This is a genomic window from Flagellimonas meishanensis (assembly GCF_019880545.1).
Classification (GTDB): Bacteria; Bacteroidota; Bacteroidia; order Flavobacteriales; family Flavobacteriaceae; genus Flagellimonas; species Flagellimonas meishanensis.
Map to the genome: position 1 here is coordinate 965251 of NZ_JAINVW010000001.1, position 25092 is coordinate 990342.

Sequence of the window (25092 nt, forward strand, 5' to 3'; positions counted from 1 at the left end):
AAGCAAAACCTGTTCCACAATTAAGGAAGCGTATTTTTTTGACACGGCATTCTGGATATTCTTGATTAAATTGGTGAAATGAAATTTGTTCTTGCTCCTGATAAATATAAAGGTTCCTTAACGGGAAATGAATTTTGCGAGGCGGTATCGAATGGGATCAGAAAAGTGTTCCCCAATGCCCTCATCATAAAAAAGCCATTGGCCGATGGTGGTGATGGCACTTTGGAGGTCGTAGAGAGCTATTTGAAGGGCAGCATGGTCAAGATGTTGATCAAAGATCCCCTATTTAGGGACGTGGAGAGTGCCTATATGCTTTCCGGGGATAAAAAGACAGCTTTTGTGGAAATGTCCGAGGCATCAGGTTTCAAACTATTGCAAAAGGATGAACTGAACTGTATGCACACGACTTCCTTTGGAACCGGGCAAATGATTCTGGATGCCATTGAAAAAGGTGCTGCGAAGATTGTGCTGGGAATAGGAGGGAGTGCGACAAACGATGGTGGAATGGGAATGGCGGTGGCCCTTGGATTTCGATTTTTGGATGGGGAAGGAAATATTTTGGACCCCATTGGCAAGAATCTCATCAAGGTGCAAGAAATTGATGCGAAGGGTGTTTCAGGCACATTGCGGAATGTAAAGGTACGGGTGGCCTGCGATGTCAACAATCCGCTGCACGGACCCCAAGGGGCAGCGTATGTGTATGGACCACAAAAAGGGGCCAACAAGGAGGAAGTGGCGTTTTTGGACAAAGGATTGGAGCATTTTGCGAATGTACTGCAAAGGACCTTTAGTGTTGATGTTCAGCGCATTCCGGGCGCTGGCGCAGCTGGTGGTTTGGGTGCTGGCGCAGTGGTCTTTTTAAATGCTGAACTAGCTTCGGGAGTGGATTTGGTGATGGATATTGCCGGTTTTGGCAACGCCTTGGACAACACGGATTGGATCATCACAGGTGAAGGAAAACTGGATGGGCAAACATCCGCAGGAAAGACCATTCAAGGGGTATTGAAGCTGGCAAAGAAAAAAGGCGTTCCAGTGGCTGCACTTTGTGGGGCTGTGGATGTTTCCATTGACGAAATAAAAGACATGGGATTGGATTATGCCGTCTCTATTATGAATGGCCCGGGCAGTTTGGAAGAGGCAAAGGCAAACACCTACAAAAATTTGGAATTGGCCGGCTATAATTTTGCCAATCTTGTAAAGAAAAGTAAGGAGATCCCTGGTCAAGAATAGCGGTTCATTTTAAATTCTAGCCCTTGCTTTACTGTTTTCCATTCACTGTTCAAAATGGAAAAGACCACAGTGTCCCTTAGATTACCATTTTGACCAATTCTATGGTTTCTAAGAATCCCATCCTGTTTGGCACCCAAACGGAGGATGGCATTTCGGGAAGCGTGATTGTGAAAATGGGTCCTGAACTCTACAGCGATTGCCCCCAAAGTTTCAAAGGCATATTCCAAAAGCAGGTATTTACATTCGGTATTGATTCCTGTGCGCTGGGCACTTTTGGCATACCAGGTATGCCCAATTTCTAGACGTTTATGAAGGGCTTCTATGTTCATATAGCGTGTGGAACCCACAATGGAATTCGTTTTTTTATCGACGACCACAAAAGGCAGCGAGTGTCCATTTTTTTGCTCGGCCAGGGCTGTCTGCAAATAAGAATCTATGGTTTTGGCCGAAGGCACTGAGGTATACCAAAGCTCCCATAACCTGCCATCGGTAGCCGCGGTCAACAATGCCTCTTTATGCGAAGTTTCCAGGGGCAGAAGCTTCACTAGGTTGCCTTCCAGTATGATAGGTTTTAGCCAAGGTTCCATAATTGCGCGCTTTAAGGCTCAAATATAGTTCATTGTAAAGCGATCGAGATATACTTTATGGTTACTTGAAAGCATCTTTTTTCCATTTGGCGTATGCTTTTTGCATACAATGACCACAAGGACGATACCCTTGTTGTATGGCTTCTTCCTCTGAATTGAAAAGCATCCGGTTTTCCATTTTCATGCGTTTTCCCGATTTGCACCTCAAAGTACCGTAAATCTTGAGCTTTCTGTTTCCTGCCCATTTGATTTCATTATCCCTCAGTGCTTTGAAAAGAGAGGTGGCCGAAATTTCTGAATGAAGCACCATGACACTAGCTGGTGGCGTCATGAAAAATGATTCCCAAGGTGTATCGTTCTCCGGAATGCACTTCACTAACACCGTGTTTCATGTTCACCTTATAGAAGCCATTTTTCCCTCTCACCGGTCTATGGTTGGTGGTGAACAAGACCATGGCCCCTTTTGGGGGATGCAGCACAATTGCCTTGGATTGGGCCCTGGGCACTTGTTGCATCATGACAAATTCTCCGCCTTCATAGTCTTTACCCCGTCCATTTAGGAACAGTACCATCTGCATGGGAAAATATACTTCCCCATACAGATCCTGATGCAGAGTATTATGGCCGCCTTTAGGGTATTTCAAAATCAAGGGAGTGGCCAAAAGCTGTCCATTTTCCCTGCATTTTTGTTGCAGCTTCGATAAGGTTTCAGGAAAGGTTGGGTCTTTTTTTAAATCCAGCATCCACTGGTTTGCTACTGGCACCAATTTTGGGTATACAAATTCCCTTAACTGTGCGATTACAGATGGCAAAGGATATTTGAAATACTTGTATAGGCCCTTTCCGAAGCGATAGCGTTCCATATCCACGGTCTTGCGGTAGTGCTCTGGTTTGTTGAAACTTGCGATGAGTGCTTCACATTGCTCATTGTCCAGTACATTTTTCACCACTGCAAAGCCATTTTCGTACAGGTCTTTTTGGACAGCTTTCCAAGAAATAGCTTCCAATTTCTTTGTTATTGACATTTGTGATTATTGAAATGAATTATTGGACCTGGGCAGCTTCCCAACCAATTATGGCTTTTTTTCGGATACTATCCCAACGATAATCCCCCAAGTTCCCTGAGGATTTTATCACTCTATGGCATGGGATCAGGTAGGCTATGGGATTATTGCCAATGGCGGAGCCCACTGCCCTTGATGCTTTGGGTTTCTCAATCATTTTGGCAATGTTCCCATAAGTGGCCAGCTTTCCTTTGGGTATGCGGAGCAGGGATTCCCAAACCTTCAACTGAAAATCGGTTCCCTTCAAGTGAAGTTTGATTTTTGAAATCTGGCCCCAGTCGTTGGCAAAGAACATCAGTGCATTTACTTGGGTTTGGTCTACCCTTTGCTGGTACTTTGCTTTTGGAAATTGCATTTTCAGTTCGTAAAGACCTTTTTCCTCATCATCCGTGAAAGCCACGTGGCACAATCCTTTTTCAGTTGCGGCGATGGTCACAAGTCCAAAAGGACTTTGGGCGAAGCTATAGTTGATGTTGAGGTTCTCACCTTGGTTTTTATACTCTCCAGGGGTCATGCCCTCTATGGTGATGAACAGGTCATGGAGTCTGCTTGTTCCTGAAAGACCTGTTTCAATGGCCGCATCAAAAAGTGTGGTGTTGGACTCCTCCAATATTCCTTTGGCGTATTGCACGCTGGTGTACTGTAGGAATTTTTTCGGACTTATTCCTGCCCATTCCTTAAAGATGCGTTGAAAATGATACGGGCTTAGGTGCACTTCCCGTGCCATTTCATCCAAAGAGGGCTGCTCCTTGAAATTGTCTCGGATATGGGCAATGGCCTTCGCTATCCGATTGTAGTTTATGATTTCTTGTTCGCTCATGATTTCCATTTTTTGTTTCCCCAAAAGTAGAGGGTATGCCAAGGAGCTAAAACCCGTTTCTTGCTGTCTTTTAGAGCGTCTGATCATGAAAACAGTTTCAATATACGGCGGAAAAAGGACCGGAAAAGGTTCCCCGTTCCTTAATCAATCTGAAAACCTCTAAAATTGTGATTGGATATAAATAGGCATGTACTTTTTAAAGATCTTGAATGCAATCTGAATTGGTTGCCAAATCACGTTGATCATACCGATCAATTAACAAGATTTAACATCTTGGGTTGTTTGCATTGACTTATATTGAAAATGTTTACCAAATCTGGATACCGAATGGGATGGAACAGAGTTTGGACAACGTGTTTTTTAAGATTCATGGCATGAAGACCAAAAACTTTTTCGTTTTATCCGTTTTAATAGCTGTTGTCCTAGGGCTGTTGATTTATTGGAGGGAATACGAAACACGGGAACAGGTCTCAGTGATTCATGTATTGCTATGGCAACTGGCGATTTGGATCCCTTGGGTCATTGGCTTCAAGGTCCTAGAGATGGTAACACAAAGAGTGCATGCCCTGAAGTATGGAAAACTTCGTGTAATTGGCTTTGGATTGTTCTGGGTCTGCCTGCACTACGGGTGGTTTTTTTGGCTTAGCTCCCATTATAGTCCATACCTCGATCTTCCAGGATCAAAGTTTGGGGTGTATTCCTATTTTTTTATTTTTTGGACACTGATCGATATAGCGCTGCTGTTATTTTTGATGGATAAGCTTAAGGCAAGGGAAAGCCGAGATTCCCGGCCTTCATTACGGTTTGAACTTACACGGGGAGGCAAAAAGTATTTTTGCGAGCCTTCAGAGATTTATTGGTTGGTGGCAGAGAACTATTATACAAAACTGTCCACCACCTCTGGAATTTTTGTAATGCGAAAGCCCCTGAAATCGTTTCATGATGTACTTCCTCCGAAAATGTTCCAAAAAATCCATAGATCCACTATCATCAATGTAGATTATGTGTCTGGGCTGTCTGGCAACTTATCCCAAGGCTTGGAAGTGGTTTTAAAAGATGGCACCAGTCGAAAAGTGAGCCGAAGCTGCTCTAAAGAACTCCTAGATTTTTTCAAGGAAAGGACCCTCTAGGGCAATTCACTATCAAAATCCTGTTCATTTACTGCAGTGCCTATTTTTTACCGCTTGTTTTGGTCAGATTAAGGATAAATTCATCTAAAAATCGATCAGAACATGTCATCCTTCAAGCTAATTGTAAACAAAGAAAAGAAAACCATATCTGCCGATCCGGACACTCCTTTGCTATGGGTGCTCCGGGATATTTTAGGTTTAACGGGCACCAAATATGCCTGTGGTAAAGGGCTCTGTGGGTCATGCACGGTCATCGTGAATGGAAAATCCGTGCGTTCCTGTACCTTGTCCGTCGCCGATGCCGCCCAAAGCGAAGTGATTACCATCGAAGGGCTATCTGAAAAAGGTGACCATCCAATTCAAAAAGCATGGATGGAGGCAGATGTACCCCAATGTGGTTACTGTCAGCCCGGTTTTATAATGAGTGCCTTCGACCTACTTTCCAAAAATCCCAATCCTACGGAGGAGGAGGTCAACAATGTCTTGTCGGGTAATATTTGCAGGTGCGGCACCTATTCTAGGATAAGAAAAGCGATGCAAATTGCCGTAAAAGTTGGGAATCAATGATACGGGGAATCTTTTTTCTATTTTTTGCTTCCTCAATTACCGCCCAAGATCTTCAATTTAAAAGGGTGCCTTTGGATGGCCCACCTCAAGGTTCAAGAGGTGTATCCATTGCCGACCTGGACGGGGACGGCCTGTTGGATATTACGGTGGCCAATCAGGTGGACTCCACGCTGTTATTGGGGAACACGATTTATTTTAACGAAGGAAATAGGTTTCGATCACAGTCCATTTCCGAAAACAATATAAAAGCTTGGAGTGAATCTGTGCATACAGTGGATGTAGATAGCGACAGGGATTTAGACCTTTTTTTCACGACCCAGTTTGGAACGCACAATTTATTATATCGCAATGATGGCACGGGAAATTTTACCGTGATGGAGGCTGGCGATTTAACCGCGGACAAAACAAATTCTCCGGGGGCCTGTTGGTGTGATTATGATTTTGATGGCGATATGGATGTGTTCGTGGTAAATCGGGACGGTGAATCGGACAATTTATACCTGAATGATGGAGGCGGAAACTTTAAAAGGATTAGCGAGGGCCCTTGGATCAACAACAAAGGCGATGGACGTTCGTGTGCTTGGGGAGATTTGAACGGTGACGGTTTTTTGGACTTGTATGTGGCCAATTTTGTGGTTAAAGATGAAAATGGCAGGGTAATCCGCAAGCACAGAAATTATGTCTATCTCGGAACAGAACAAGGGGGCTTTGTAGAGCTAAGGGAAGGTGTTCATATTGAAGAGGAAAATGCTTCGTACGGCGTTTCCCTAGTGGATTTTGATTATGACAACGACTTGGATATCTACATAACCAACGTTTCCATTTCCGATGAGAACGCCCTGTATGAAAACTCGGGAGAGGGACATTTTGTTAAGTCCACAAAAGAAGTGGCCAAAGATGTGCACCGTCCCTCAAAAGGACAGACTTGGGGTGATTTCAACAATGATGGTTGGCTGGATCTTTATGTGGCCAACGGCACCGAGGGATACCCTGAAATTCAAAATTTTATGTTTTTGGGACGGAAGGATTTCTCCATGGAACGTGTGTACAATGCCCTGCCTGCAATCGAAGGCCATATCTCCGCCGGAACCGCATCGGGCGATTTGGATAATGATGGGGACTTAGATCTCTATGTCTGCAATTGGGGAGCTGAAGCTGAAGCCAATGATTGTTATTTCAATCAAAACCCCAGCAAAAATTGGATTGTTTTTCGATTGAAGGGGTTGGAATCGAACACATACGGAATTGGAAGTTGGGTGAGGTTGATTTTGGCCGATGGGTCCATTGTAACACGATATTTTTCCCGGGAGACGGGCTACGGCAGTGAAAATGCCCCAGAAATACATTTTGGCTTAGGGGACCTAAAAATTCGAAAGGTTGAAATTTTATGGCCTTCGGGAATAAATCAAGAGGCTAACGGTCTTGAAGCAAACCGGTTTTATGAGGTAATTGAAGGAAAGGAAATCAAAAAACTAACACCATGAAAAATACTTTGGGAAGAAGAAATTTTATCAAACTAACCGCTTCGGCCAGCGGGGCATTGGTAGTGGGACTGCACTTTCAGTCCTGTGCTCCAAAAAAGGAGCCGGTGGAAAACTTCAGTTTTGTCCCCCTCATTGAAATTGATACCGAAGGATGGGTGACCCTTATCGCCAAAAATCCAGAAATAGGACAAGGGGTAAAAACAGCACTGCCCATGATCCTGGCGGAAGAGTTGGGAGCGGATTGGGACAAGGTAAAAGTGGTTCAAGGGGATTACAACAAAGCATATGAAGAACAATGGGCAGGGGGGAGCTATGCGGTCATTTTAAATTGGGATTTGATGCGGACCGCTGGCGCAAAGGTCAGGTATGCACTGATTGGGGCCGCCTCGCAGAAAATGAACGTTCCCACTTCCGAATTGATTACTCGAAAAGGTTCTGTTGTGCACAAGAAAACGGAAAAAAGCATCCCTTTTGGGGATTTGGTCGCCGCCGCATCCCAAATTGCACTGCCAGAAGAGGTGGAATTCAAACCCATGGACACCTATGAAATTGTAGGCAAACCATGTCCGCAGGTAGATTTGGACAACATTGTAAATGGAAGTGTCCAATACACCATTGATTTAAAACTTCCTGATATGGTATACGCCACTGTGTTGAAAAATCCGGTGCACAAGGGCAAGGTGCAAAGTTTTGATGATAGCCAAACGCGAAAGATATCTGGAGTGATCGATGTGATTCCCTTGGACAATAGCAATTATGGAGGGAGACTTATTGGTCCGAACAGTCCCAATTTTGTGAATGGAGTGGCAGTTTTGGCCAATTCCACATGGGCAGCTTTCAAAGGAACGGAAAAACTTGAGGTGGTTTGGGACAATTCCGAATCAAAAAAAGAAAACACACAGGACATTTTCTCCCATTATCATAACCAGTTGAATACAACTTCGGTGGAACGACAGGATGGCAATATTGATCAGGCAAGAAGGAGGGCAGTTTCCCAAGTGGAGCATGTTTACGAACTTCCTTTTTTAGCCCACGTTACCATGGAACCTATGAACTGTATCGTAGATTTTAGTTCCGAAATGTGCGAGGTTTGGGCGCCCACCCAAAATCCGGAGGCGTTGGAGCAAGGATTGATAAAACTCTTCGGATTGCAACCAGAACAGATCAAAATACACCTGCCCAGAATGGGAGGTGGTTTTGGCAGACGCTATTATGTGGATTATGCCATGGATGCGGCCGTACTTTCAAAAAAGATGGGCAGGCCCGTAAAACTTATTTGGACCCGTGAAGAGGACATAAAACATGATTGGTACCGTCCCGCCAGCGTACAGCGGCTTTCAGCTTGGTTAGATCAAGACGGAAAGGTTATTGGGTGGCGACAGGTTTTGTCCAATGCTTCCCGGGTAACATCGCTGGGCAGGGAAGGCAACCCAGCGGGAACAGAAATTGATGAATACGATTTTCCAGCCGGGTTTGTTCCCAATCTGCAATTTGAATACGGCCATGTGCTGAGCGATGTACCTCTGGGCCAATGGCGAGCAGTGGGGCCTACGGCAACAGCCTTTGCCGCCCACAGTTTTTTGAATGAACTCGCCATTCACAACAAAAAGGATCACATTGACTTTTTTTTGGAGTTTCTTGGTCCCCCAAGAATGGTTCCAGTAGTAGGGGATTTCAAGTATGATACGGGTCGCTTAAGAGCTGTTATTGAAAAAGTGAGGGAAAACAGCAATTGGAACAGTCCATTGCCCGAAGGGCAGGGCAGGGGCTTTGCAGCGCATAGACAAGCAGGGTCCTTTGTGGCCGAGGTGGTAACGGTGGAAGTAAATGCGGATAATCAGCTAAAGATTGTTCGTGTGGATGCCGTAGTGGACTGTGGCATTGTGGTTAACCCTTCGGGAGCGGAGGCACAGGTTGAGGGAGCCATTTTGGAAGGATTGTGTGCAGCACTATATGGTGAGATAACCATTGAGGATGGAGCCACGGTACAATCCAATTTCCATGATTATCGCTGGATGCGACTTGGGGAAATCCCTGAAATTCATGTGGAATTCATCAAGAACGATTTACCTCCCAGGGGACTGGGCGAACCGCCATTGCCCCCAGCCGCTGCTGCTTTGGCCAATGCCATATATGCCGCTTCCGGTGTACGGATACGAAGACTTCCCATTGGAAATCAACTTTTGGATATATAGTAGGGCACCTATAGGCACCTATATACAATATGGGACAAAGCAAATTTTAAATCGTATTTTAGTTGAACAAAATTCATTTCATGAATGCTCAAAGTGAATTAAAAGCAATAATTGTCAGCACAACAATAACCATATTGATAATAGTCGCCGCTCTCATATATAAAAACAAGTCTAAGAAAAAGTAACGCCAGTACCAGTAAATAAATCAATCCTTGACATGGTAGATAAGCGAAAATATGTCCAAAAATTTGGATCCGACCGGTATATTACATAGATTTGGAGAATGAAAAAAGGGAGCGGCCACGAACCAATCTCCCTTTTCCGACGGTAATTTTTCAAAGCCCTATCCTGATGAGAGATGGCACACTTTGATTTTCTCGTCTGGCCTGTCAAGGGCAATGTACAGTTTAAAACTGGGCCTATCCCTTCACAAAACGTATTTTGAGCCTCACATTGTGGGGCTTATTTTATATCTAAAAGGCATATGCTCCTGCCTTATCTCGTTTTTAGAACCCAACCATTTAGAATATCCCCAAACAAAACCTTGGGATGAATTGGAAACCTTTAATTTAATCAATCCCCGAACCTTTTTGTTCTTAAAGGCATCTGAAATGACCACAGATACCCGTCTTTTGAGATGATCAACATTTTTATCGGGATAATACGGCAATAACAGTTCCGCCATTTCAGTATTTCCCAAAAATCTTTCATGCTTATCTAATAAGTATAATAGCTGCTTCAACCAAGTTTTATCTTTTGGAAAACCATCTATCTCAAAAGGCGAGTCAAAATCCGGTTCTTTAATCTTTGAGTCAAAAACCATATAATGTTTAAAATCAAGCTCAGGATCAATATTGGAATATTCAGCTATAAGGGAATCCACAAGTTCCAGCTTCCTAACCAGCCTCTTGCGTTCACTTTTCAATCTTTCCAAATCAACAAACGACATATCTTGATCTTGTATACATCAAAATTGATCAGAAAATTACTACATATAAGATTTTGCATCTGTTAGTTATCCACAATTTGTTAACGATCCTATAGTTAATAGTTCTTCACCTTGTAAATACTGTAGATACCGTACTCCATAGGATTTTCAGATTTTAGAACCAATGTCCAGTAGCTAGGAAAATCTTTCCCGTCCATGTAATCGGTGATCTTTTTTAGATTGCCAAACGTACCTAAGGGAACACCATCCTTGACCAAAACATGGTATTTTAGCACCTATATACAATATGGGACAAAACCCCATCAGTACCAGTAAATAAATCATGAATTCACTGGAAAAACAGAGTACAGTTGATTGTAAACCTAGGAAATGACCTTGAAGTACTTGTTACGGAAAATGGATCCTGATGGATTTTGAAAATATTAGACATATCATCATGGAAAAGTATGATTTCCGGGCTTTATAGGTTGAGTAAAGCCCGTCAGTCAACGGCTTTTTATAAAATTAAGATAGTAGGGACATTTATCATAGCCATATCACTTAGAATAGCTGAAAAAGTATTGTTGTTCCAAAAGCATAGATCCAATACTTCAGATTTGATTATGAAGCATATTCAGAAGGTGTTTTTCCAAAGAGCTCCTTAAACCGTTTGGTAAAATAAGAGAGATTGTTGAACCCCACTTGATAGGCCACTTCTGAAATGTTACCCGCCTTACTTTTTAGCAGTTGGGCGGCTCTTTGCAATCGAAAATCCCGAATAAAGTCTTGGGGTGACTGGTTGGTCAGTGCCCTCATTTTCCGAAAGAGTTGTGTTCGGCTCATGCCGAGGTTCTTTGAAAATATTTCGACCCCAAATTCAGAATCGTCCAAATGTTTTTCCAACAGTTGTATGGCTTTGGTTAGGAAGCGTTCGTCAGCGGAAGTAACGGCCACGGTTTTGGGCTCGAGCGTAATTTGCCTACGGTACTTTTCCCGTAAAAGTTGCCGCTGCTGAATCAGGTTTTTGACCCGTACCATCAACTCTTTCTTATCAAAGGGTTTTACAATGTAATCATCGGCGCCAGTCTCGATTCCTTCTACTTTGGAAGCTTGAGAGGCCAATGCGGTCAATAATATCACTGGGATGTGGCTGGTCTTTTCATCTTTTTTGAGCCGTTCGCACAAGGCCATACCACCCATTCCAGGCATCATAACATCACTGATGATAAGGTCGGGTACGATTTTCTGCGCCAGGCCTAACCCTTCAATGCCATCGGAAGCCTCGTGTACCTGATACGTGTCATTGAGTTGTTTTTTAACGTAGGTCCTTACCTCATCATTATCCTCAACAATCAGAAGTATGGGCTGGTCTTTTCCAACTGTTTTCCCATCCGTTTTTTCGCCTACAATAGGTTTTGGAACTGATTTTTTGGATACTGTACCAATCTTGGACACTTCCTTATCACCGTCTACAATCGCTGTTTCATCAAAACACTCCTTGTCTATAGGTAGCATTATTGTGAAGGTACTTCCCTTGCCTAGTTCACTCTCGACCGAGATGGTTCCGCCATGCAAGGCAATCAATTCTTTGGTCAGGGCCAAACCGATTCCCGTTCCTGAGGTTTTATGGGCACCCGCCCCATCGCCCTGGTGGAAACGGTCAAAGACTTTCTCCAGCTCGTCATCCGGTATTCCCCTGCCACTGTCACTTACCTTTATCTTTAATCTTCGCACACTGTCATCTAAATCCATGTCATTTGCGTTGGCTAAGGTCGCTGAAAAATCGATCTTCCCCCCATTCTCGGTAAACTTGAAAGCATTTGAAAGCAAATTGTTGACCATTTTTTCAAGAGCATCTTCATCAAACCAACCCAAACTAAGCTCAGGAGATATGGTCATATTGTAGTCAATGTTTTGGAAGTGGGCTAAGGAACTGAAAGCTGCGGTATGGGTTTTTAAAAATATGCTCAAATCCCCTTGTCTTACTTGCAAGGGCCTATTGCCAGATTCCAATTTGGCCAGATCCAAAAGCTGGTTGACCAAATCCAAGAGTTTTTCACTACTCCGTTGCATCAACCTATAGCTCTGCACCCGTTCTTCTTTTTTGGGTTCCCGGGCCAAAAAATCCCGCAATGGTCCAAGGATCAACGTAAGGGGTGTTCTAAATTCATGGGAAATATTGGCAAAAAATCGGGATCTCAGATTGACGAATTCTTGTTGTTTTTTATTGATTAGCTCCCTCGACTTCAATTTGGTGCGATAGTTTCTAAATAGCAAGAAAGAAACCAACACAATTGAACCTATCCCTGCCAAAAGTAGATTTCTTTGGGTCGAACGCTTTTCTATAAGCGCCTGTTGGGCGACCACTTCCGCATCTTGTACCTCCCTTTCCTTTTCAAGCAATTGAATCTGCTGATCTTTTTTTGCAGTCTCATATTGAATTTCACGAGCCACGATATTTTTAGTGGTCTCCTCACTGAAAATGGAATCCCTCAACAAATCATATTGCTCGAGGTACCCGAGTGCTCGACCTTGTTGCCCCATCTTTTTATATAACTGGTACAGTGCAAAAGAGAGCTTGCTCCGCATATCTTTTGAATCAGTTTGCCTTGAAATCTCCAGACCTTCCTCCAAGGCTTTTTGCGCCTTGGAAAATTGCCGTTGTTCAGTGTGTATTTTACCCAACTCGTAGAGTGAGGTGGCCACATTAAAATCATCCAAATCGATGGATTCCTTCAAAGAGATACTTTTGTTTAGAAATGTCACTCCCTTGGCCATATCTTCTTTAGCATATAATGTTCCTAAGCTATGGTAATTAAGGCTCTGGAGATCCTTGAAATTGCCTTTCTCGGCCAATTGAAGACTTTTTTCAAAATAGTAAAGGGCTGAATCTTTTTTTGCACTTTTGTCCATAACTGCCCCTAAACTATGATAGTTTGATGTCGTCAGGCGCGAGTCACCCACCGTTTGGCTATAGTGAAGTGAACGCCGGTAGTATTTTAGGGCATTTCGATAATTGCCCATGTTCTCATAAACTCCCGCGATATTTTCTGTGCAGCTGGCCAACAAATAATGGTCTTCCTCTTTCTCAAAAACTTCCAACGAAGAAAAAAAGTCGTTCAGGGCCAAGTCGTAGTTGCTGAAGTTCCATTGTATCGTTCCCAAATTGAAATTCACCTTGGCCACTGATAGGTAATCGCCAGCTTGTGTAAAATACGGGACTGAGGCTGTAAGATTTTTATAGGCTTCTTGATTCTTTCCTTGATATAAATACACCGCACCCATGTTCAAGTAACCATCGGCTATTCCCAAGGTGTCCCCAATCTGGTTCCTATATTCAAAATCTTCCCTATAATAGGATATGGCTTTATCATACTCCGAAATCGATGCATGTAAAAGACCTAAATTGTAATTGATATCATGCACTCCATCAAGGTCTCCCAATGATTTAAATCGTTTCTGGCCTTTTTGATAATAGAAAATGCTACTGTCCATTTGGCCAGTGTACAGGAAATAAGTGCCTTTAATCTTATCTGCGGAAGCCCTGCCAAAATCATCATTCAATGAGGAAGCCAAATTGTAAGCCTTCTTGGCAAAAAGATAGGAGGTGTCCAAATTTATTCCCCTATAAGCGTTGGCCATATCAAGAAGAACCCTTACCTGTGAGGTATCTTTAGGGCTATCTTCCAGTTTTTGCCCTAAGCTGTCAATGGTTGTTCTTAATTGGGCATAGGTAAACCAGCAATTCATTCCCATGATGCCTAAAAGGAATAGCTTTTTCATCTTTCTTTTTAATGGATTACCTGCGGTCCTACTAAGTTAATGGGAAAATCTGTGAATTTGTAGGGAAAGGGCATAAAGACCCGAATTTCAAGGTTGACAGGTGTTCCGAGCCCGTTGCAACGTAAGTATTAAAGAACGCAACATAAGCTGCAAACAACAATGTATGGCAAGATTAATTTTGGGTTATGCCTTGTAATATGAAATGCAATGGTTGCAAAACAAGGTCTGAGATAGAGTAGTAATTAAAATTGAAAAAAATGGAAAGCAAAAGTATGTACCCCTCAGTGAAAAAAAGAAATGGGCTGTTTCGTGTCGGGTTTATTTTGATGGCCCTGTGCATTTTTATGTCCTGTAGCGGCGATAAAGAAGAATTCATGATATCATTGGATGGCCCCAATATTTCCGTATCTGATTTTACGGGTAGTTGGGAAGCGACCACTTCAGTATTCGAAAGCACCGATGGTTCTCAAAGATTGGATGTCATAGAGGTGGGCGGCACCACCTTGCTGCAAGTGCAGAACAATGGGCGGTTTACCATAACCATTGCTGTGCCAGGCCAAGGTTCTGAATCTTTTTCGGGCAAAATGGGCTTTAATGGAGACGAATATGGGAATCGGCTGATAGTACTTTTCGACGGAGATGCTATGGATGACTATGAACTGTTCAATGTTGATGTCAATAATGATGAAACCTTGTTCTTGAGTGGAATCACCACTTTTGACTTTACTGGAAGCGGCACTGAGGTGCTTGCCACAATAGATCTGGTAATGGTTAGAAGTTAGCATCTGTTAGGGACACACTTGGCAAGCGCCAATTTTTTAGGATCAATTGGGAATTCTGAGAACGGGATATTTTAGTTTGATTGCATATCGACATCAAAATTCATGACATAAACGGCACCTATATTTAATTCCAATCATTTACATCCGTTTACAAACGAAAACAAATGATTTCAAACCGAATGATGATTATTGAGCGTTCTAAGTTTGCCCTGTCGAATGATAAGAACTCGATAGTATTAACTGTTTAACGCAAAAATTAAAAATCATGAATTCACTAAAAAACAAAGTACAGTTGATTGGAAACCTAGGAAATGACCCAGAAGTAATCGTTATGGAAAATGGTACCAAATTGGCCAAATTCTCTGTCGCCACTAATGAAACCTACAAGAATGCACAAGGAGAAAAAGTAACGGATACACAATGGCACAATATTGTGGCCTGGGGCAAAACGGCCGAAATTGCAGAATCCTATTTGGCCAAGGGTAAGGAAGTGGCCATTGAGGGAAAACTGACCTCCCGCAGCTACGAGACCAAAGAGGGTGAAAAACGCTACATTACCGAAATACGTTGCAATGAGCTTTTGATGCTTGGTAAATAAGCACTCATTTAAGAGAACGAAAAAAAGAGGCAATACGCCTCTTTTTTGTTTTTAGTTAGGGTTAAATCAGTTTCAGTTGTTCTATGGATATACGCCAGATAGTAAAAACAATGAACAAAGGATTAACTCAAGCTTTAAAAGATGGGAAAATCAATACTATTTGGTGTAATTGCCTTTGGCTTCTGCACAGGGATGTTGGCCCAAAAAACAAATGGGGAATATATCAACTACGAGGATTTGGCTTTGAGAGATGCCCGATATGAGCAAACGATGGTCATGCTCAATGATGAGGATGAAAGGGATTACTGGAAAGATCAGAAGAAGTATGAAAACGATTTAAGGCGTCTAAACCAAAATGACTATCATTCCTATATGACGGTCAAATCCCATGCCCATAGCCTTCACGCAAAACATTGCAGTAGCCTCTGCAACCACAGAGATTTATATTTTAAGTTTATTAAGCATTATACTTCATATTTGGATTTTGATTCCTCCCAGTACACAACGCACTATCTATACACAGGCATACCGTATTGAGGATTCATTTTTTTGCCATTATCAGCACAGTTTCCACCTAGCAGATTATCGTAAAAGGGAACCAATTCGTCCCCTTTCTTTTTTTTAACACTCGATTCGTGATAACTTAAGGAAAGATTGGGAAACAATCAACACAGATTCCCGTCTTATGGTATAAAATAAGGTCATGAAAGCTAGGCTCCTTTTTTTGCTTCTTTTTGTATGGGTTTGCCCTTGGGTAGTTGCCCAACAGGGGGGAGCTGCATTTCAGGGACTGCGCTTTTATGAACAACTAGCCCTTAGGGATGCGGATTATGAAGCATCGCTCCATGTATTGACCGACCATGATGCCCAGGACTACTGGGTGGACCAACGCAACTATGAAAGGAAGTTGGGCAAGGCAAATTTCTCGGCTTATTTGGTGTACATGCGACAGAAAAAATCCGCCTACTACCAGCATCTTCAAAACTGCAATGCCTACTGCGGACACGGGCCGGAATATTATGCGCGGGCACAGGATTATCTTTCCTCATCCGATTTTGGCGATGTATTGGAAGAAAGCAAGAACAGGGTCTCGCAAAACCTTTTGGCAAGAAGGAAACAGTGAGATGAAACAAAAAATCCACGCAATGGTGGATTTAGGCTACTTTTTTTAGAAGGTCGAAGCAGGGACAACGCTTACAGCGCTTGTTTTCGCCCTTTTTATATTTTTTGCAGCATTTGGTCTTGCAATTGTCCAAAGGCAAGTTTTTTAGCAAGGCCTTTTTCTGCTTTTTTTTGGAATTTTTGTCCTTTTTTCCCATGGTTGGTTCCAATGGGTCAAAATTAACTATTTTAATTCAATCTAAATAAAAAATTATCAACAAAATGAAGTGGAGCAGTCCTAAAATCGGATTGCCATACCCAAAGTGCTCGGACCAAAGGTCAGGTTCCAGCTTACTTTTTTGGCGTCGGCATTGTATTTTTCATCATATTTTCTATCCAGATATCGATCTATCGATTCCACAATAAAAATACTCAGCACCGTACTGAAGGCCACATCCGAAACCCAATGGAAGTCGTCCATGATCCTTACAAACCCTGGGATGAATCCCACGGTGTACAGCCCTGCCTTCACCCAGGGACTTTTAAACTGTTTGGCTATGGCATAGGCATTACTGAAGGATAAAATGGCATGTCCCGAAGGAAAGGAATCGAAATTAAAAACGCGATTTACATTAAAGGGGTCATAAACGTCTGAATTCTCACCACTTTTGGGTCGGGCCCTGCCTATGATCCTCTTGCTCACCTGTTGCAGCAGACCTCCGGCGGTGGCCGAAGAGATGAGCAAGACCCCAGTGCGCCGTAGTTTTTCGTTCTTGGTAAACAGACCAAATAGATAAACACCCCCGGTTACCATGTAATTGTTTTCAGGACTACCATACTCATTGCCATAGTCAAGAATAAAATCGGGGACATCTTGATTGAAGCCATTGGTCCAGTTGTTGAGTTCGTCGTCCACGGTGAAGAGCAGCAAGGTGCCTCCGGCCAAGTATCCGAAATTCGCCCAATCCTTCCCTTTCCAATGAAAAGGACGTGAATAGGCATGCCCAACACCACCAAAAACATTGCCCATATCATAGGTAAAGTGATTCCAAAGGGGCTCTTTTTTTTGGGCCTTGGATGTTGATGGGGCCAGAAGCAGCAGTATTAGCAATAAGGGGAGGAATCTCATTGTTTTCATAAAGGTCGAACGGGTTGATTATTGCATAAAATTAAGCATAAATATCCTGTGCCAACCGGAAGGTGTTGGCGTGGGCCTCCACAATTGTCTTGATATCCGGGGAATAGCCTCCACCCATACTGCACTGCATGGGAATTTTGGCATCATGGCAGGTTTGGAGCACAAAGCGGTCACGTTCCTTGCAGCCCTCCAACGTCATGCCCAATGTGCCCAATTTGTCGGAGGCCAATACATCCACACCGCAGAGATAAAAGATAAAATCGGGCCGCACCCTTTCAAGAAGTGCTGGGAGGGTTCTTTTTAAGGCGGAAAGATATTCGTGGTCCATGGTTCCTTTTTCCAAAGGAATATCTAGGTCTGAAGTTTCTTTTTTGAAAGGATAGTTGCCCTTGCCATGCATCGAGAATGTAAAAACGGATGGATCGGTTCGGAAAATTTCTGCAGTACCGTTACCTTGGTGCACGTCCAAATCAATGATCAAGATGTTTTTGGCCAAACCCTTGTCCTGAAGATAACGAGCGCCAATGGCTTGGTCGTTCAACAGGCAAAAAGCCTCACCCTTATCGGAATAGGCGTGGTGGGTTCCTCCGGCAATATTCAGGGCAATGCCATTTTCCATGGCAAGATCGCATCCCTTGATGGTTCCATCCGCAATTATAAGTTCTCGCTGTATCAAGGCCTCACTCAAGGGGAACCCAATTTTTCGAATTTCACTGGGAGTAAGTTTAAGGGCAGTCAGATTTTGATAATAGCCCGCACTATGTACTGCCAAAATATGCCGTTCGTCCGGCAAAGTGGGCTCAAAAAAATCTGCTTCCGTGCAGGTGCCCTCGTGGAGCAGTTGCTGTGGCAACAGCTCATATTTGATCATGGGAAACCGATGCCCTTGTGGCAATGGGTGTTTGTAAATGGGGTGATAGGCTATTTTGAGCATCAGTTGATGGTCTCCCCATTCCCAACCCCTTCCTCATCCGGGTTTACAAAAACCAACTTGCCTTCCGCATTTTCGGTCATTAAGATCATCCCCTCACTTTCCACGCCGCGAAGTTTTCTGGGTGACAGGTTCACCAAAACGGTTACTTTTTTACCCACAATTTCCTTGGGGTCAAAACTTTCCGCTATTCCCGAAACAATGGTGCGGATATCGAGACCCGTATCGACCTTTAAGACCAAGAGTTTGTTTGTTTTGGGCATTTTTTCGGCTTCCACAATGGTGCCAACACGCATATCGAGTTTGGTAAAATCGTCGAATGTTATAGTTTCTTTCTGTGGCGTTACCTCTTTGCCCATTAGTGAGTTTGTTTTCTTTGTGGCTTCCAATTTGTCCAGTTGCTGTTGGATTTCGCTGTCCTCTATTTTTCTGAAGAGCAGTTCGCTGGGGTTGATTTGGTGTCCTGGAGGGAGAAGGGTGTCTTTTGAGGAAATATCATCCCAACCGATAGCTTTCTCCATTCCGGTGGACCTGACATTAAGCATGTTTTTAAGCTTTACCGACGTAAATGGCAAAAAGGGTTCGCTGAGAACGGCCAAGCCTGTAGCGATCTGCAGCGCTACATACATGACGGTCTTCACCCGTTCTTCGTCGGTCTTGATCAATTTCCAAGGCTCTTCATCCGCCAGATATTTGTTGCCCAATCGGGCCAAGTTCATCAACTCCTGACTACCCTCCCGGAAGCGGTATCGTTCCAGTGAACAGGAAAGGGTTTTTGGAAAACCTTGTAGAGCACTTAGGGTTTCCTTGTCAATTTCGGTAAACTCGCTGGGAGCAGGAACGACACCATTATAATACTTATGGGTCAAAACCACAACGCGATTGATGAAATTGCCAAATATGGCCACCAACTCATTGTTATTGCGTGCCTGAAAGTCCTTCCAAGTAAAATCATTGTCCTTGGTTTCTGGGGCATTGGCCGTTAATGCATAACGGAGCACATCCTGCATATCGGGAAACTCTTCCAGATATTCATGCAGCCAAACCGCCCAGTTCTTCGAGGTGGATAGCTTGTTCCCTTCCAGATTTAGAAACTCATTGGCGGGAACGTTCTCGGGCAGTACAAAATCGCCATGGGCCTTGAGCATGCACGGGAAAATGATGCAATGGAAAACTATGTTGTCCTTGCCGATGAAGTGTACCAACTGCGTGTTTTCATCCTTCCAATAGGGCTCCCAGTCCTTACCTTCGCGAGCTGCCCATTCCTTGGTGGATGAAATATAACCGATAGGCGCATCAAACCAAACGTAGAGTACTTTTCCTTCACCACCTTCCACTGGAACCGGTATTCCCCAATCCAGATCTCGGGTAACCGCCCGGGGTTTTAGGCCATCATCGATCCAGGATTTACATTGGCCATACACATTCGGCTTCCAATCATTTTTATGGCCTTCGAGGATCCACTCCTTTAAAAAATCCTCATAGCGATCTAAGGGCAAAAACCAATGTTTGGTCTTTTTTAGCGTGGGCACCCCTCCACTAATCGTGGATTTTGGATTAATGAGGTCCGTAGCGTTCAACGAAGACCCGCAATTTTCACATTGGTCTCCGTAGGCTTCCCCATGTCCACATTTGGGACAAGTACCAATCACAAAACGGTCTGCCAAAAACTGTTGGGCTTCCTCATCATACAATTGTTCTGTTTCCTCCTCAATGAAATCGTCTTGCTGGTTCAGTTTTTTAAAGAAATCGGATGCGGTACTATGGTGTACGTCCGCTGAGGTCCTTGAGTAGTTGTCAAATGAGATGCCAAAATCCGCAAAGGATTTTTTAATGATGTTGTGGTATTTATCGATAATCTCCTTGGGACTCACACCTTCCTTTTTGGCCTTCATGGGAATGGCCACCCCATGCTCGTCGCTACCACAGATAAAGGCCACATCGTTTCCTTTTAAGCGGAGATAGCGGGAATAAATGTCGGCCGGGACATAAACCCCTGCCAGGTGGCCAATGTGGATGGGGCCATTGGTGTATGGTAGGGCTGCGGTTACGGTATATCTTGCTGGAGCTATATTTTTGGGCATGTACTGGAGTTGATTAAGCCCCAAAAATACTGATTTTGGCAAAAGCCATCCCCATGTGGGCCCAAAAAAGGAAACCTCCTGATCATGCCTCCCAAATTGGGGTGTGGGGAGGTATGACCGGAGGAATCCGGAATGCGTATTTTTAGTGATTACATGATCATCACAGATTTGCTCATTCTTTGGTCACCAACCGAAATTCTGTAAATGTACTTTCCGGTGGAAAGGCTATCCCGCATGCGCTCCCGGATATTGATCTCGGTCGATCCCTCGAACATCATCTCGTTAAAGACCGTTCCCACCTTTTGTCCCAGAATATTGAACAATTCAATATCAACATGGGCGGCAAAGGGCATTTCCAAATGGATGTGCGGTGCCCGTTGATTTGGGTAGTATGGTGTATGCACGATGGTGTCCAGGATATCTGGATTTGGGTCCATGCCGTCATCGCTTGGTGGTGTATCCGGCAAAGTCGGTGGGTCACTGTCCATAGCAATATCGTCAAAGGTCTCCCCACTACAGTTGAAACCAAGATCAATGGCCCTATATTGATATCCCAATAGGTGTTGCTCCACAGCTGTCCTTGGTACGCAAAGCCATTCGGCCAATACGGTGCCGTATAGATCTCTAAAATCCATCGTATATTCCAGATTCCCCCTACTGTTTGGGCTATCTAAGGAAGGATGGTCGCCCACAAAGGCACTTCCGCTAAGCCCGGATCCAAAGAAAAGGGTGGGAGCGGCTTTTCCGTGGTCGGTACCATTGGAACCGTTTTCGAAAATCCTTCGGCCAAACTCGGAGAAAGTCATGCTCAATACTTTATCATCTTGTTCGGTACAGGCCAAATCCTCATAAAAATTGTTGATGGCAATGGAAAGATTGGACATCAAACGTTCGTGGGCAAGAGGCTGGTTGCCATGGGTGTCAAATCCTCCCATGGAAATCATGTAGACCTTGGTTCCCAAACCACCTTTGATCAACTTGGCCAATAGGGACAATTGTCGAGCAAAGTTGTTGTCTTGGTACTCCACGCATCTTAGGGCATCCCCACGCTCGTAAGCTTCATGGATTTTGCCGGCGTACTCGTAAGTTGTATTGGCAACACCGCGCAGAAAGCGAAGCTGATCACCGTACATACAGCTGTCAAAAGGAGCATTTTCGATGTCATAAAAAGTACCCGTTTGTGCTATTTGCTCTAGTTGATCAACGTTGTTGGTCACAAAGGCGTAGTTCGTCTCTTCACCCTGGAAGACCAAATTGGCAAGGTTTCCAATTTGAATGGCCGCAGGGGCTTCTGGCGGATTGATCAAATAGTCGGGGTACAGATTTTCAAAATGCCTACCCATCCAACCGGTATCCAGACCTGAAAATCCGGTAGTGGTCAAATCGGTATTGGCAAAAATATCGGATCCCGTAAAATGGGACAGACTTTGGTTTTCATAGCCCACGCCGTGAACGGCTTTGAACTGCCCCTCTCCCCAAAGGGGTTCCAGGGAGCCCATGTAGGTGGGGATACCAAAATCATCGGTAAGTTTTAGGATTTTACTTTCAGGAATATAGATATTGGGCCTGGCATTGGCATAAGAATCATATTGTTGGATAGGAATTACCGTGCTCAATCCGTCATTGCCTCCCGAAAGTCTGATCAATATGAGAATATTGTCTGTTTCGGCTTGTGCAATGGCCGCAGTAAGGGGCGATGGTGCTGAAGCTGAGACCAAGCTGCTCCCGAGGAACATGGATCCCGAACCGGCTATTCCCAAGGCTTGGATAAATGACCGTCGACTCCAGTTTTTGTGTTCCAAATCGTGGCCCTCGTGCTCGAGGCCCTTATATGGTGATGTATCGTGATTGTTATGAGTATCGCACATGATGGTAGGGTTATTTTAGTTGAAATTCGGGCTCTCTAGAAAGGTGACGTAATAGAATGTAGACCTGGGTGGGGACTTCCATACTTACGGAAAGTACCCAAAGGCTCAATCCACCGGGGACATGGTCCGGAGAGTAATACTCGTTTGGTACGTCGTCAATTTTAAAGGCATCTAGGGCCCTTTGAAAATCTGCATCTGTCAGGAGACCTTTTGGGGTAAACTTGTTTACCAAGGCCCTTACCACAATCTCTGGATTGCTGGTGCTGCTGTCGGCAGGACCGACTGCATCCATGGCCAGCGTTCTGAACTGTTCTGGGTTTGCTTGGAAAAAGCGCTCCAAGAACACTTCGGCCGTCAACCAGCGACCAATGATGAAATTGGTATTGATCCACTGCCTATCCCGTTGCCAACCGGCTACATCAAAAGGATCAAAAAGTTCCTGTCCTATCAACCTACTGGCGTCTATTACATTGATTACCGTAGAGTCATCATAGGCAAAACCAGTTTCTTTGAGCATGCCCATGTACAGATCAAATGGGCTTTTTATAATGACGCCGATGGCGGTATCATCAAAAAAGTGCTGGCTCTTGAACAATTGTCTCAGTACGGGGGCTATTTCAAAATTATTGGCGATAAAGGTCTGCGCCAGCCCATCGATGATTTGGGGTGCAATACCTCCATCATCATCTGTGGAATCTGGATGGATAAAAAATTCGTATAATTTCTTGCAGATGAACCATGCTATCTGGTTGGGTCTTTGGTTAAAGAGAATGTCAATGACATCGTCATATCCCCAATTACCGGTTTGCCCCAAAATGGTCTTGTTGTCCGTATTGAATTCCGTAGGATCAAAAGTAACCTGTGTACAGCCTTCCTCACCACGTTCGGTATATCCCGAAAGGGCCTTGGAAGTTTCTATAATGTCCTCTTCGGTATAACCGTTTCCTTCACCCAGGGTAAAAAGCTCATAGAGCTCACGGGCGTAGTTTTCATTGGGGTTGTTGCCCCGGTTTCTAACCCCGTCCAGATAGTACAGCATGGCACTTGTTAGTCCAATTTCGCTCACAAAGGTCTTGAAGTTTCCAAGGGCGTTGCGCTGCAAGCAATTAATGTAGTAGTACAAAAACTGGTTACAATTGTAGACATCCAATTCGGTCACAAAGTGGTTGCTCCAAAAGAAGCTCATTCGATCACGAAGGTTGTTGTCCAATAACTGGTTGCCGTAGGCGATAGAAAACTCTTCAGTTTGGGCTCTGCGCAGTTGTCTGGCTAAATCGTCGTCGTCTGGATAATTGGCGTCGGTCCAATCTGCCCATGCCGGGGGAGGAATGGGTGCGGCCGCAAGGGCTTGGTCTACCAGGTTATCCACGAGGGTGTTTGCGGTTTGTCCGACGGCGGCGTTTATGGTCTGCACTGAGGCACTGAAACCCAGCCTCCGGTACAAGTGGGCAGCACGTAACTCATCCAACGGAGTAGTATACGGCGCCAACGTTGAGGAATTACAATTGATAAAGTACTCCATAGCAATGTCTGGCGTTAAAAAGGTACATAGTTTTGGGGCAACTATATGTTTAGCTAACGTTGGGTGTGGTTCAATTCGGTCCAACAAATTACAATCTAAACGTTCGATTTGCCATCAACTACCAATTTTTTCGACGAACTGCACATTTTTTTTAATATTTTTCAGTTTAGATGGCGAAACACAACGAATTTGGGAGCCTTGGAGAGCAGAAAGCGGTCGACTTCCTTCGCAATGGGGGGTATGCAATTTTGGCCAGAAACTACCGATACCTGAATGCCGAGGTGGACATAATTGCCCAAAAGGAGGATACGTTGGCCATCGTTGAAGTGAAATCGAGAACCATGGGCTTTCTGGGGGATGTTTCCAATATGGTCAGTGCAAAAAAGGTGAAGCTATTGATGCTGGCCGCCAATCACTTTGTTGAGGAAAGGGACCTGGATGTTGATGTTCGGTTTGATGTGATCACCATCATCAGGAACGGAAACAAGTACGAAATTGAACATTTGGAGCGTGCTTTCTATCATTTTTAACCATTTGTTTGTTTTATAACAATATGTTATTTTTGTTATCAAATTGAACCAATGAAGACGATTTCCGCTGTAGTTGAGCATTACATTAAAAAGAAGCCATTTTTACAAAGTGCCTTGGCACAGGGTATTATCAATCTTACTTCCCTTTCAAGGCAGATTAGGCCCGAAATTGCGGAGGAATTGGGCAAGGAGGTAAAGGACGGTGCGGTTGTCATGGCCTTAAAACGCCTCTCTGATGATCTGGAGTTCCGTGCCACGCACCGAATCGTAAAAGTGCTAAAAAACATTGGTGAGATTACGGTGCGGTCCAATTTGACCGACTATACGTTTCTGGCGTCCGATAGCATTTTGGAGAATCAGGCGCGCTTGTTGGAAGAGGTCAATGCCAACCAAGATGTTTTCTATACGTCCTCGCGCGGGGTGAACGAGATCAATATTGTGATCAGCAATAGCTTGGACAACGTTGTGGAGAAATACTTTATCAATGAGCGTTGTACACAAAAGGCTGAAAACCTATCATCCATAACCGTGAAACTTCCTGCGGAAAACGTCTCGGTTCCAGGTATCTATTACTTCATCTTTCAGCGTTTGGCCTGGGAGGGCATTGTACTATACGAAGTGATTTCCACCACCAATGAGTTTACCATTTTGGTGAACGAGGAACAGGTGGATGTGGCCTTCAAGACCATCAAAGACTTAAAAACACTGTAGCACAACACTGCAAACTAAAATAGGGATGAGATCGTTATT

At 44.0% G+C, this 25092-nt stretch carries 23 protein-coding genes; 11 read left to right on the forward strand and 12 right to left on the reverse strand.

The genetic code is table 11. The annotated features are described in order from the left end of the window. The first annotated feature begins 78 nt into the window (after positions 1–78). Positions 79–1230: a glycerate kinase gene (locus K7G75_RS04365; RefSeq protein ID WP_222983001.1), complete on the forward strand. Its 1152-nt coding sequence runs from the start codon at positions 79–81 to the stop codon at positions 1228–1230. Here the strand turns inward: K7G75_RS04365 and K7G75_RS04370 are convergent. The 4 genes from K7G75_RS04370 to K7G75_RS04385 form a co-directional block, all read right to left on the reverse strand. After that, positions 1221–1817: a GNAT family N-acetyltransferase gene (locus K7G75_RS04370; protein WP_222983002.1), complete on the reverse strand. Its 597-nt coding sequence runs from the start codon at positions 1815–1817 to the stop codon at positions 1221–1223. The genes K7G75_RS04365 and K7G75_RS04370 overlap by 10 nt on opposite strands. Positions 1818–1878: 61 nt before the next feature. Further along, positions 1879–2148 (reverse strand): Ada metal-binding domain-containing protein, encoded by a 270-nt coding sequence (locus K7G75_RS04375; RefSeq protein WP_313777810.1) that lies wholly within the window; start codon positions 2146–2148, stop codon positions 1879–1881. Then, positions 2132–2842: a 2OG-Fe(II) oxygenase gene (locus K7G75_RS04380; protein WP_222983003.1), complete on the reverse strand. Its 711-nt coding sequence runs from the start codon at positions 2840–2842 to the stop codon at positions 2132–2134. Before K7G75_RS04380 ends, K7G75_RS04375 begins: the two co-directional genes overlap by 17 nt. Positions 2843–2861: 19 nt before the next feature. Further along, positions 2862–3701, reverse strand: a complete 840-nt coding sequence (locus K7G75_RS04385; protein ID WP_222983004.1) for a methylated-DNA--[protein]-cysteine S-methyltransferase — start codon at positions 3699–3701, stop codon at positions 2862–2864. Positions 3702–4033: 332 nt separating this feature from the next. On the opposite strand from K7G75_RS04385, the gene K7G75_RS04390 reads away from it, so the two are divergent. From K7G75_RS04390 to K7G75_RS04405, 4 genes are all read left to right on the forward strand, one after another. Further along, positions 4034–4831, forward strand: a complete 798-nt coding sequence (locus tag K7G75_RS04390) for a LytTR family DNA-binding domain-containing protein (RefSeq protein ID WP_222983005.1) — start codon at positions 4034–4036, stop codon at positions 4829–4831. A 102-nt stretch (positions 4832–4933) separates the two neighbouring features. After that, entirely contained in the window at positions 4934–5398 is a 465-nt protein-coding gene (locus tag K7G75_RS04395) for a (2Fe-2S)-binding protein (protein WP_222983006.1), read from the forward strand. After that, positions 5395–6882, forward strand: a complete 1488-nt coding sequence (locus K7G75_RS04400) for a CRTAC1 family protein (protein ID WP_222983007.1) — start codon at positions 5395–5397, stop codon at positions 6880–6882. Before K7G75_RS04395 ends, K7G75_RS04400 begins: the two co-directional genes overlap by 4 nt. Beyond that, positions 6879–9077 carry a xanthine dehydrogenase family protein molybdopterin-binding subunit gene (locus K7G75_RS04405; RefSeq protein ID WP_222983008.1) on the forward strand — a complete coding sequence of 733 codons (2199 nt, stop codon included), beginning with the start codon at positions 6879–6881 and terminating at the stop codon, positions 9075–9077. The genes K7G75_RS04400 and K7G75_RS04405 overlap by 4 nt, the downstream gene beginning before the upstream one ends. Positions 9078–9525: 448 nt before the next feature. Here K7G75_RS04405 and K7G75_RS04410 read toward each other — a convergent pair whose 3' ends face one another. The 3 genes from K7G75_RS04410 to K7G75_RS04420 form a co-directional block, all read right to left on the reverse strand. Next, positions 9526–10011, reverse strand: coding sequence for a hypothetical protein (locus K7G75_RS04410; protein WP_222983009.1), 486 nt, complete (start codon positions 10009–10011; stop codon positions 9526–9528). Between the two features lie 110 nt (positions 10012–10121). Next, the gene (locus tag K7G75_RS04415; protein WP_222983010.1) at positions 10122–10301 is read right to left on the reverse strand and encodes a hypothetical protein; all 180 of its coding nucleotides are present in this window, start codon (positions 10299–10301) and stop codon (positions 10122–10124) included. 325 nt (positions 10302–10626) lie between these two features. Further along, positions 10627–13788, reverse strand: coding sequence for a tetratricopeptide repeat protein (locus tag K7G75_RS04420; RefSeq protein ID WP_222983011.1), 3162 nt, complete (start codon positions 13786–13788; stop codon positions 10627–10629). 257 nt (positions 13789–14045) lie between these two features. Between K7G75_RS04420 and K7G75_RS04425 the strand changes: the two genes are divergently transcribed. From K7G75_RS04425 to K7G75_RS04440, 4 genes are all read left to right on the forward strand, one after another. Continuing rightward, positions 14046–14570: a hypothetical protein gene (locus K7G75_RS04425; RefSeq protein WP_222983012.1), complete on the forward strand. Its 525-nt coding sequence runs from the start codon at positions 14046–14048 to the stop codon at positions 14568–14570. Between the two features lie 265 nt (positions 14571–14835). Beyond that, on the forward strand, positions 14836–15168 hold the full coding sequence (locus K7G75_RS04430; protein WP_222983013.1) for a single-stranded DNA-binding protein: 333 nt from the start codon (positions 14836–14838) through the stop codon (positions 15166–15168). Between the two features lie 141 nt (positions 15169–15309). After that, positions 15310–15705 carry a hypothetical protein gene (locus K7G75_RS04435; protein WP_222983014.1) on the forward strand — a complete coding sequence of 132 codons (396 nt, stop codon included), beginning with the start codon at positions 15310–15312 and terminating at the stop codon, positions 15703–15705. Between the two features lie 166 nt (positions 15706–15871). Further along, positions 15872–16291: a hypothetical protein gene (locus tag K7G75_RS04440; RefSeq protein ID WP_222983015.1), complete on the forward strand. Its 420-nt coding sequence runs from the start codon at positions 15872–15874 to the stop codon at positions 16289–16291. Positions 16292–16567: 276 nt separating this feature from the next. Here K7G75_RS04440 and K7G75_RS04445 read toward each other — a convergent pair whose 3' ends face one another. The 5 genes from K7G75_RS04445 to K7G75_RS04465 form a co-directional block, all read right to left on the reverse strand. Further along, complete coding sequence (locus tag K7G75_RS04445; protein ID WP_222983016.1) at positions 16568–17407, reverse strand: phosphatase PAP2 family protein; 840 nt, start codon at positions 17405–17407, stop codon at positions 16568–16570. Between the two features lie 31 nt (positions 17408–17438). Then, positions 17439–18341 (reverse strand): histone deacetylase family protein, encoded by a 903-nt coding sequence (locus tag K7G75_RS04450; protein ID WP_222983017.1) that lies wholly within the window; start codon positions 18339–18341, stop codon positions 17439–17441. Next, positions 18341–20422, reverse strand: coding sequence for a methionine--tRNA ligase (metG, locus tag K7G75_RS04455; RefSeq protein WP_222983018.1), 2082 nt, complete (start codon positions 20420–20422; stop codon positions 18341–18343). Before metG ends, K7G75_RS04450 begins: the two co-directional genes overlap by 1 nt. A gap of 149 nt (positions 20423–20571) precedes the next feature. Continuing rightward, on the reverse strand, positions 20572–22290 hold the full coding sequence (locus tag K7G75_RS04460; RefSeq protein WP_222983019.1) for a DUF1501 domain-containing protein: 1719 nt from the start codon (positions 22288–22290) through the stop codon (positions 20572–20574). A 10-nt stretch (positions 22291–22300) separates the two neighbouring features. Then, complete coding sequence (locus K7G75_RS04465) at positions 22301–23812, reverse strand: DUF1800 domain-containing protein (RefSeq protein WP_222983020.1); 1512 nt, start codon at positions 23810–23812, stop codon at positions 22301–22303. A gap of 170 nt (positions 23813–23982) precedes the next feature. Here K7G75_RS04465 and K7G75_RS04470 point away from each other — a divergent pair, with 170 nt between their 5' ends. After that, on the forward strand, positions 23983–24342 hold the full coding sequence (locus K7G75_RS04470) for a YraN family protein (protein ID WP_222983021.1): 360 nt from the start codon (positions 23983–23985) through the stop codon (positions 24340–24342). Positions 24343–24393: 51 nt separating this feature from the next. Next, positions 24394–25053, forward strand: coding sequence for an aspartate kinase (locus tag K7G75_RS04475; protein WP_222983022.1), 660 nt, complete (start codon positions 24394–24396; stop codon positions 25051–25053). Positions 25054–25092: the final 39 nt, after the last annotated feature.